An 8,610-nucleotide genomic window follows, 5' to 3' on the forward strand; every position below is an offset into this window, starting at 1 on the left:
GGAGCAGCGAAAGAGAGCGATCGTCGGGAACGAATCGCGAACGACCCCGACTGTTTGGGTGATAGCCGGTGGGTTTACCGCTTCAGCGGCGATGAGCTCGCCGGGCGCCGGGGGTTGTCAGGGGGCATGGCGTAATGCCCCTGACACGTTCACCGTTCAGGTAACGTATAGGGAACATCGATCTATGGGTGAACGGAATAATGCCTGGGCTAAAAAGTTCTCCCGAAACACGCAAAATGAAACGCTGTACACCCTCGCCCAAAGCGCATTGTTCTGACCATTAATACAAATTCTGTGGCGTAAAAATACCGTGATGAGAAGCGCGGAACGGGATCACCGTCGCAGGAGCCTGAGTTGGCTCTGCGTTTAATGCATCGAGAAAAGCTCTAGCCCACCACAGGCTGTCGTACCTTTCCACTTTCGCCAGCAGCTGTTGATACCGGCGTTTACGCTCGTGCAGCGGCATCGTCAGTGCGGAGTAAAGCGCATGGCTGGCTTCGTTGGCATCATAGGGGTTGATCAACACCGCGTCCGTTAACTGTTCAGCCGTCCCTGTAAGGGCGGACAGCATCAGCACGCCGGGGTCGTCAGCATCCTGGGCGAGAATAAACGCTTTCGCCTGCAGGCTCATGCCTTCGGAAAGCGGAGTGAACATCGCCACGTGCGCAGTGCGGTAGAAAGCGTAAATCAGGTCAGCATGGCAAAGCTGGTGACGAATGTAGTTGATGGGATACCAGGACGCATCGCCAAACCTGTCGTTAATTTCCCCGCACTGGCGTTCGAGCCGGGTGCAGAGATCCCGCACAGACAAGGCGTAGCCTTTGGAAGCGTCAGAAATCTGCAGCAGGCTAACGTCGCGCAGGAATTCAGAGTGGCTGCTTAGAAACGTTTCCATAGTTGTCAGGTGGCAATGTACGCCGCTGATATCGCTGACGGTGTCGTTGCTGATTATTATCTGACGCGGATAGTTGCGCACCGCTTCGGCGTTCGTTGATGAAAGCGCCGGAACCGATTTATCAATGCCGCACGGGAAAATCCCAAGCCTGATAGCGTGGCCATTAAGCTGAATAAGGTTATCCGCCAGCCTTTCCACGCGATAAAACCGCAGCGCATAGGCGAGGAAGTTATTTACGTCACCGCTCGACTGGAATCCAAGTAAATCGTAGCTGAACAGCGCCTGCATAATGCTGTCGTGCTCGGGCACCGAGCGCAGCACGTCGCCCGGCGGGAAGGGCTGATGCAGGAAGAAACCGCAGCGGTTGGCGTGCCCGTCTTCTTTCAGCATCTTGCCGGTAAACAGTAAATGGTAGTCCTGCACCCAGACGAGATCGTCGGCCTCAATTTTGGCAGCCACCCGTGCCTTGACGTCGTGGTTATAGTTTTTCCAGGTAGTGAAATATTCTTTTTTATAGTGGATTAGATCCGGGCGATTGTGGAAAACGGGCCACAAAACTTGATGGTTATAGCCCTGATAGAAATTGTCATATTCGTTGGGCGTTAATCCCCAACTGTATTGCTGATAGCCTGACTGATTGAAATAGCTGGCTTTTCTTTGCTTGTTTCCTGCCGCAACCTCACCGTTCCAGCCAAACCAGATCCCCGGGTGTTTCTTCAGGACGGAATGGAAAACCGGAAGCAAAGGATCACCACTCTGTCCGCGTTCTGGCTCGCAGCGATTAGACAGCATAATAAGACGAGACATACATCACCTCGGATCGGCGTTTGGGTTGATAAGGTGCTCGCGCTAGCGTGACAGCACCGCTTCTTCCGGCGTCACAATGGTTTCAAACCACGCCAGCTCCGACAGCTTGTGGGTCACCCACTGGCGGGTGAAGGCGGCACCCAGGCTTTCGGTCATATAGTGACTTTGCCGGAATTCTTCGATAGCCACGTTCTGGAATAGCGGCAGATCGGGGGCGAACAGCGCTGCATTTTTCAGCGTATCGCTGTCGATATTCTCCAGCCCGTAAAGCATGCCGGTAAGAATGACGGCCATGGCCAGGTACGGGTTAACGTCTGCCCCCGCAAGGCGGTACTCAATACGGCGATTGTTGTCGTCGGAGCAGGGAATGCGCAGGGCGGCGCTGCGTTTGTTATAGCCCCACGAACTGAAAAGCGGCTCGTTAAGGTTTTTACGCAGCCTTCTGAAAGAGTTCACGTGTGGGGCGATAACGGCCACCGCGGCAGGCATTGTTTGCAGCATCCCGGCAAGGCAAAGCTGAGTCATTTCATTCAGGGCATCAGCCGGAGAGGCGAAGACGTTATCACCTTGTCGGTCGTTCAGGCTGATATGAAAATGCAGGCCGTTCCCGGCAAGATGTGAAAAGGGTTTAGCCATGAAGTTTGCCTGATAGCCAAATTTATCGGCCACAATGCTGGTTAACCTGCGCAGCGCCAGCACGCTTTCACAAATCCCGACGATATCTTTGGCATGCTTGAGGTTCAGCTCAAACTGTCCGGCTTCGGCTTCGCAAACGATGCCATTTAGCGGCAGCTTTTGGTCGGCGGCCGCCTGTTCAAGTGCTTCAATAAAGGCGGTGTAATCTGAAGGCACGGGCATATAAAAGCAGCCCTGAGCCGGCGCTTCTTGCTGGGCTTTACTGACCAAATAGAACTCGATTTCCGGTGCTGCCACCGGGTACAGCCCGTGGTAATGAAACTTCTGCAGCACGTTTTCCAGTACCACTCTGGGCTCCAGCGCATAGCCGCTGCCGTCGCTCTGCTTCATGGTCAATAGCAGCTGCGCGTTATGTTTAGGATCGTGTGCACAGGGTCTTAACGTGCCGGCAACCGGCAGACAGAGCCCGTCAGGTTCATCGTCATCCGGGTAGCCCGGAGCCTGGCTAAACGTCTTGCCCTCATGGTCCATCGCGTAAACGGACTGCGGAAAATAGCAGCCTGCGGAGAGTGACAGCAGGCTCTCGACCGCGATACGTTTTCCGCGAAAGGCGCCGTTGACATCATTAAGGTAGATATCAACATGCTTTGTGTCGGGATGAGCCTGAAGGTAGCAACGCACTTCCTCGGCAAAGGCTTTCGCTCGCTCCTGAACGGGTTTGCTAACGATTTCCTCATTTGCTGTGGCCTGAGGAAAAGCGAAAAGCGTAAAGATGTTTTTAACGAGTGAGTGATGAATAAGTGAGTTCATGATGGTCTTTATCGGAGCCTCTCGGCGACGAAAAGAGCATATTCACTGACATATAAAAAGAAGGTAAAAATACAAAAGCCGCGGGTAAAAAAAATATAAATGACAGTAAACGTAGGGATTTAGCCGGGCAGGCAGCCGACAGACCGGAAAATTCAGGGCATCCTTCTGTTCTAACGACTTCGCATATCATATACCGCTTAGTGCTTTCCCCAGCTGATTCAAACTCGGCTATTCTTTCTTTACTGCATGATTTTTAAGTAAAGAACAACGAGGAATAACTATGAACTTATCAACACGTTGGGGTTTGGCAGGGTTAGTGATGCTGGCGACAGGCGCGCAGGCGGCGGATCCGGTGAAGGTCGGCTCGAAAATTGATACCGAAGGCTCGCTGCTCGGCAACATTATTTTGCAGGTGCTAGAAAGCCATGATGTGAAAACCATCAACAAGGTTCAGCTTGGCACCACCCCGGTCGTGCGCGGCGCGATAACCTCCGGCGAGCTGGATATCTATCCTGAATATACCGGCAACGGGGCGTTCTTCTTTAAAACTGAAAACGATCCGGCCTGGAAAGACGCCCAGAAGGGCTATGAAAAAGTTAAGCAGCTCGACTACGACAAAAACCACCTGGTGTGGCTGACTCCGGCCCCGGCCAACAATACTTACACCATCGCGGTTCGTAAGGATCTGGCGGAGAAAAACCATCTGGTGTCCCTGGCAGATCTCAGCGAATACCTGAAAAAAGGCGGTACCTTTAAGCTGGCGGCTTCCGCCGAGTTTATCGAACGTTCCGACGCGCTACCGGCCTTTGAAAAAGCCTACGGCTTTAAGCTGGAACAGAGCCAGCTGCTGTCTCTGGCCGGGGGCGACACGGCGGTAACCATCAAAGCCGCCGCGCAGCAGACCTCCGGGGTTAACGCCGCGATGGCCTATGGCACCGATGGCCCGGTTGCGGCATTAGGCCTGGAAACCCTTACCGACCCGAAAGGCGTGCAGGCCGTTTCAGCGCCAACCGCCGTGGTGCGTGAAGCCGTGCTGAAAGAATACCCGCAGATTGCCGACTGGCTGAAACCGGTGTTCACTTCTCTTGACCAGAAAACGCTGCAGCAGCTGAACGCGAAGATTGCGGTGGAAGGTGAGGATGCTAAAAAAGTGGCCGCTGATTACTTAAAACAAAAAGGCTTCGTTAAATAGCCAGCTGACAACGTGCATTGTTCTAAAAAGTCCGCCCGTCGGCCTGAGAAAAACAATGAACGTCGTTATCTGGTTTACCCCAAACAGTCGAAAACGCCGTTTTTCGACTGTTTGTCATCAATCTGCTGGAATGACGTTTGCTAAAAATTCATAACAGGGTATTGCTGCTACTGGTGTTGTTACTGGCTGCAGCCTTGATGTTACTCCCTATCATCAACTATGCGCCTAACCGCCTGGTTTCCGGTGAACCGTTTGGCATCACCCAGCTTCCCGGTACGCTTCACTATTGGCTTGCGCTTCCACTCCTGGTACTGGCTGGCCTGACGCTGGCGCCAGGGCGTTCCCTTGCACTTCTGGCGACGATTATTACCGGCGAAGTGCTGTTTATCAGCCTGCTGCTCCTGATGGGGCACAGCGCGAGCCAGTTTGCTCTGGATGGCAGCTCGCTGGCCCGCACTTCCCCCGGCAGCGGCCTGTGGTTAATGCTGGCGGTGAGTCTTTTGCTGTGCGCCGACGCGGCCAACCGCTTCACTGCCAGTCCGCTGTGGCGGCTACTGTTCAATCTGCAAATCTGGATCGTACCCGTCGCGCTGCTGGCAAGCGGTTACTTCAGCGATCTTTCGCTGATGAAAGAGTACGTTAACCGGCAGGACGTGTTTGACGACGCTCTGAGCCGCCACCTGGCGCTGCTTATCGGCACGCTGGTGCCGGCGCTGCTGGTGGGTGTTCCGCTGGGTATCCTTTGCTATCACCGTCCGGCCTGGCAGTCCGGCGTTTTTTCTCTGCTGAACGTGATTCAGACGGTGCCGTCAGTGGCGCTGTTCGGCCTGCTAATTGCGCCGCTGGCAGGGCTTGCTGCATGGCTACCGTGGTTGGGGAAAATCGGCGTGAGTGGTATTGGAGTAGCGCCTGCGCTGATTGCGCTGGTGCTCTATGCGCTGCTGCCGCTGGTGCGCGGCGTAGTGGCCGGGCTGCAGCAGGTGCCGCGTAATATTGTGGAAAGCGCGCAGGGGATGGGCATGTCTCGCGGGCAAATTTTTTGGCGGGCGGAAGTGCCGCTGGCTTTGCCCGTTTTGCTGCGCAGCCTGCGGGTTGTCTGCGTGCAAACCATCGGTATGGCGGTGATTGCCGCGCTGATTGGTGCGGGCGGGTTTGGTTCGATTATTTTCCAGGGGCTGCTGAGCAGCGCGCTGGATCTGGTTCTGCTTGGCGTCATGCCGGTCATCGCCCTGGCGGTCATCATCGACGCGCTGTTTAAGCTGTTTATTTCACTGCTGGAGGCAAAATAATGATCGAGTTCGATCGCGTCAGCAAATACTTCCATGGCGAAGCGGCGGTCAGTGATTTGACGCTGAACATTCGCGAAGGGCAGTTCACCGTGCTGATCGGCACCTCCGGTTCAGGAAAGTCCACCACGCTGAAGATGATCAACCGACTGGTGGAGCACGACGAAGGGCTTATCCGCTTTGCCGGAGAAGAAATTCGCCGCTTTGACCCAAAGGCGCTTCGCCGCCGCATGGGCTATGCCATCCAGTCTATCGGCCTGTTTCCACACTGGACGGTGGCGCAGAACATCGCCACGGTGCCTGAACTGCTGAAGTGGCCGAAGGCGAGAGTAGCCGAACGTATTGACGAGCTGCTGGAGCTACTGGGCCTGGATGCGGCGCAGTTCCGCGACCGTTACCCACACCAGCTTTCCGGCGGGCAGCAACAGCGTGTGGGCGTGGCGCGTGCGCTGGCGGCCGACCCGGAAGTGCTGCTGATGGATGAGCCTTTTGGCGCGCTAGATCCGGTGACGCGTGCCACATTACAGCAGGAGATGATCCGTATTCATCAGCTCCTGGGCCGCACGATAGTACTGGTTACGCACGACATTGACGAAGCGCTGATCCTTGCCGACAACATCGTACTGATGGACGGAGGCAAAGTGATCCAGCAGGGGACGCCGCTGGAGCTGTTAACGCGCCCCGCCAACGACTTTGTGCGTGATTTCTTTGGCCGCAGCGAGCTTGGCGTCAGGCTACTGTCGCTGCGCCACGTGGCGGACAGTATTCGTGCCGACGAGCGCCTTGAAGGGGATCCTATTCGTGCTGATATGACGCTGCGCGAAGCGCTGTCGCTGTTTATCGATCGCCAGTGCCAGCAATTGCCGGTAGTGGATGCGCAAAACCAGCCCTGCGGCGTGCTGCACTTTAGCGATTTGGTAAGGAGAGAAAATGCGCCTGCTGCGTGATCCTCTGCTGTGGCTTATCGCGCTTTTTGTCGCGCTGCTGGTGCTGCTGCCCTATACCAGCGGGCTGTTTAGCTGGCTGTTCCCGCAGCTGACCCGCCCGATGTACCAGCAGGACAGCTTTACCTCTCTGGCGCTGGCGCACCTGACGTTAGTGGGCATTTCTAGCCTGGTTGCGGTGGTGGTTGGCGTCGGGTTGGGGATCCTGGTGACGCGTCCGGCGGGGGAAGAATTCCGTTCGCTGGTGGAGACGATTACCGCCGCCGGGCAAACCTTCCCGCCCGTTGCTGTGTTAGCCATTGCGGTGCCGGTGATGGGCTTCGGTCAAGAGCCCGCGATCATCGCGCTGGTGATTTACGGCCTGCTGCCGATTTTACAGGGGACGCTTGCCGGGATCGGCGCGGTGCCAGAATCCGCACGTGAAATTGCGCTCGGGGTAGGCATGAGCCGCTGGCAAATGCTGAGAAAGGTGGAGCTGCCGCTCGCCGCGCCGGTGATTCTGGCGGGCATAAGAACGTCGGTTATCATTAATATCGGTACCGCGACCATTGCCTCCACCGTGGGAGCCAACACGCTCGGATCACCGATTATTATCGGGCTCAGCGGCTTTAATACCGCCTACGTGATTCAGGGTGCCGTGCTGGTGGCGCTGGCGGCAATTGTCACCGACCGCCTGTTTGAGCGCCTGGAAGGCTACATTACGCGCCATGCAAAATAACGATGTAGCCAACCAGCATCACGCCGCCGATACCGCCGACCGCCATAACAAGCATTCCGCCCACAAGGGCAATTTTTGACAGTTTCATCCGTTGCTCCGATTGTTAACGAAGCGATTATAAAGGGAAGCGGGGTTGTTAATGAACCTTTGATTGTGGCGAAGAGGGAAAAAGCACATTTTCCCTCTTTTCAGGCCAGTTAGCCGGCTGTTTGCCTGCGTTCAATATTGCCCAGCGCAAAAACGGGTAGCCCTGCGCTGCGCCATGATTCAATCTGGTCTATCTGCCGCTCCCCCGGGCAGTCGCCGCACCACACCAGCAGCGTTTGTTTTTCAAAGAGCTCCGGCTTCAGGCTGCTCAGCGAGTTGGCCAGCACGTCTACCCGCCAGCCCTGCTGGCTGGCAATCCACGCCGCCATCCACAGCCGCGTTGTGTCCTGGACATTCCAGCCAACCACCAGTGCATCTTTACCGCTATGTTTGCGTGCGGCGGCGATGCACATGGCAATGTAGTTAATCAGGGCCCCATCCAGCAGGCTGAGCAGCGCGCACAGCGCAATCTGCTGCCCGTACAGACGGCGGCGAAGGGGAAGATAGAGGTGATGCACGAGGGTTTGTGCCGGGTAGATGCGACCAATATCGGCGATCCACGCCCTCAGCAGATTCGGATTGCCACTTTGTAGATGGCGCAGCAGCGTCTCCTGCCGCTCCCCCCAGGCGTGTTCTTTTTCACGGTTTTCGCCGCTGAGCAGCGCCTTGACCTTGCTGACCTGTACGCCTTGCTCAATCCAGTTTTGGATCTCACGAATACGTTCGATATCGGCACTATCAAACAGCCGATGCCCGCCGTCGCTTCGCCGCGGTTTCAACAATCCGTAACGCCGTTGCCAGGCGCGCAGGGTTACCGGATTGATATTGCAAAGCGCAGCCACTTCTCCAATGGAATAAAGCGCCATGTTATCACCCAAAGCCGTACGGGAAGCCCCCAAATAACTGTAGTAAGTTCTGGGGAGTTTGGTTGCTTTGAGTGGGATTTCTTGGGGGATTGGGGGGAGCCATTTAGCCACAAATAATATCTATGAAGGAATGACGAATATTCCGTTCACTTCCAGCCCTGTATCATATGTCACCACCGAACCGGTGAACGTCTCAGGGGAGCCACCGTCGCTCCCCTAAGAACCCGGACTCCCGGCCAAATAAATCGACCGCTAAAGCGGCAGACCTCCGTTTTATCTCCCAGTCCTGGGTCGGCTGAGATGCGTTCCCGACGCTCTCAGCCTCCGGCCGTTCCCGACGTCCGGACCCTGGCCAGTCGGAGAGAAAAC

At 55.9% G+C, this 8,610-nt stretch carries 9 protein-coding genes; 5 read left to right on the forward strand and 4 right to left on the reverse strand.

Annotated elements, in window-relative coordinates; genetic code table 11:
* A partial coding sequence (locus VGM55_RS05355; RefSeq protein ID WP_331634824.1) for a hypothetical protein occupies positions 1-277 on the forward strand: 277 nt, incomplete at its 5' end.
* A 3-nt stretch (positions 278-280) separates the two neighbouring features.
* Here VGM55_RS05355 and VGM55_RS05360 read toward each other — a convergent pair.
* A complete protein-coding gene (locus tag VGM55_RS05360; protein WP_154185103.1) occupies positions 281-1,702 on the reverse strand; it encodes an alpha,alpha-trehalose-phosphate synthase (UDP-forming) in 1,422 nt (473 codons plus the stop codon).
* A gap of 42 nt (positions 1,703-1,744) precedes the next feature.
* The gene (locus tag VGM55_RS05365) at positions 1,745-3,148 is read right to left on the reverse strand and encodes a glutamine synthetase family protein (RefSeq protein ID WP_154185102.1); all 1,404 of its coding nucleotides are present in this window, start codon (positions 3,146-3,148) and stop codon (positions 1,745-1,747) included.
* 280 nt (positions 3,149-3,428) lie between these two features.
* Between VGM55_RS05365 and osmF the strand changes: the two genes are divergently transcribed.
* The 4 genes from osmF (at position 3,429) to VGM55_RS05385 (ending at position 7,288) form a co-directional block, all read left to right on the forward strand.
* A complete protein-coding gene (osmF, locus tag VGM55_RS05370) occupies positions 3,429-4,340 on the forward strand; it encodes a glycine betaine ABC transporter substrate-binding protein OsmF (protein ID WP_331634825.1) in 912 nt (303 codons plus the stop codon).
* Positions 4,341-4,477: 137 nt separating this feature from the next.
* Positions 4,478-5,629, forward strand: coding sequence for an ABC transporter permease (locus VGM55_RS05375; protein WP_331634826.1), 1,152 nt, complete (start codon positions 4,478-4,480; stop codon positions 5,627-5,629).
* A complete protein-coding gene (locus tag VGM55_RS05380; protein WP_154185101.1) occupies positions 5,629-6,573 on the forward strand; it encodes an ABC transporter ATP-binding protein in 945 nt (314 codons plus the stop codon). Before VGM55_RS05375 ends, VGM55_RS05380 begins: the two co-directional genes overlap by 1 nt.
* Positions 6,557-7,288: an ABC transporter permease gene (locus tag VGM55_RS05385; protein WP_154185100.1), complete on the forward strand. Its 732-nt coding sequence runs from the start codon at positions 6,557-6,559 to the stop codon at positions 7,286-7,288. The genes VGM55_RS05380 and VGM55_RS05385 overlap by 17 nt, the downstream gene beginning before the upstream one ends.
* On the opposite strand, the gene VGM55_RS05390 is transcribed toward VGM55_RS05385, so the two are convergent.
* Together VGM55_RS05390 and VGM55_RS05395 are read right to left on the reverse strand one after the other, a co-directional pair.
* Entirely contained in the window at positions 7,269-7,376 is a 108-nt protein-coding gene (locus VGM55_RS05390) for a membrane protein (RefSeq protein WP_038474355.1), read from the reverse strand. The two genes, VGM55_RS05385 and VGM55_RS05390, sit on opposite strands and share 20 nt — an antisense overlap.
* Before the next feature lie 109 nt (positions 7,377-7,485).
* A complete protein-coding gene (locus tag VGM55_RS05395) occupies positions 7,486-8,241 on the reverse strand; it encodes a MerR family transcriptional regulator (RefSeq protein WP_331634827.1) in 756 nt (251 codons plus the stop codon).
* Positions 8,242-8,610: the final 369 nt, after the last annotated feature.

The organism is Cedecea sp., from assembly GCF_036500665.1.
Classification (GTDB): Bacteria; Pseudomonadota; Gammaproteobacteria; order Enterobacterales; family Enterobacteriaceae; genus Cedecea.

What these genes read in the sequence shown, in the direction of transcription:
- VGM55_RS05390 (WP_038474355.1), bottom strand. Translation starts at nt 7,376, where the DNA reads ATGAAACTGTCAAAAATTGCCCTTGTGGGCGGAATGCTTGTTATGGCG.
- osmF (WP_331634825.1), top strand. Translation starts at nt 3,429, where the DNA reads ATGAACTTATCAACACGTTGGGGTTTGGCAGGGTTAGTGATGCTGGCG.
- VGM55_RS05380 (WP_154185101.1), top strand. Translation starts at nt 5,629, where the DNA reads ATGATCGAGTTCGATCGCGTCAGCAAATACTTCCATGGCGAAGCGGCG.
- VGM55_RS05385 (WP_154185100.1), top strand. Translation starts at nt 6,557, where the DNA reads ATGCGCCTGCTGCGTGATCCTCTGCTGTGGCTTATCGCGCTTTTTGTC.
- VGM55_RS05360 (WP_154185103.1), bottom strand. Translation starts at nt 1,702, where the DNA reads ATGTCTCGTCTTATTATGCTGTCTAATCGCTGCGAGCCAGAACGCGGA.
- VGM55_RS05365 (WP_154185102.1), bottom strand. Translation starts at nt 3,148, where the DNA reads ATGAACTCACTTATTCATCACTCACTCGTTAAAAACATCTTTACGCTT.
- VGM55_RS05395 (WP_331634827.1), bottom strand. Translation starts at nt 8,241, where the DNA reads ATGGCGCTTTATTCCATTGGAGAAGTGGCTGCGCTTTGCAATATCAAT.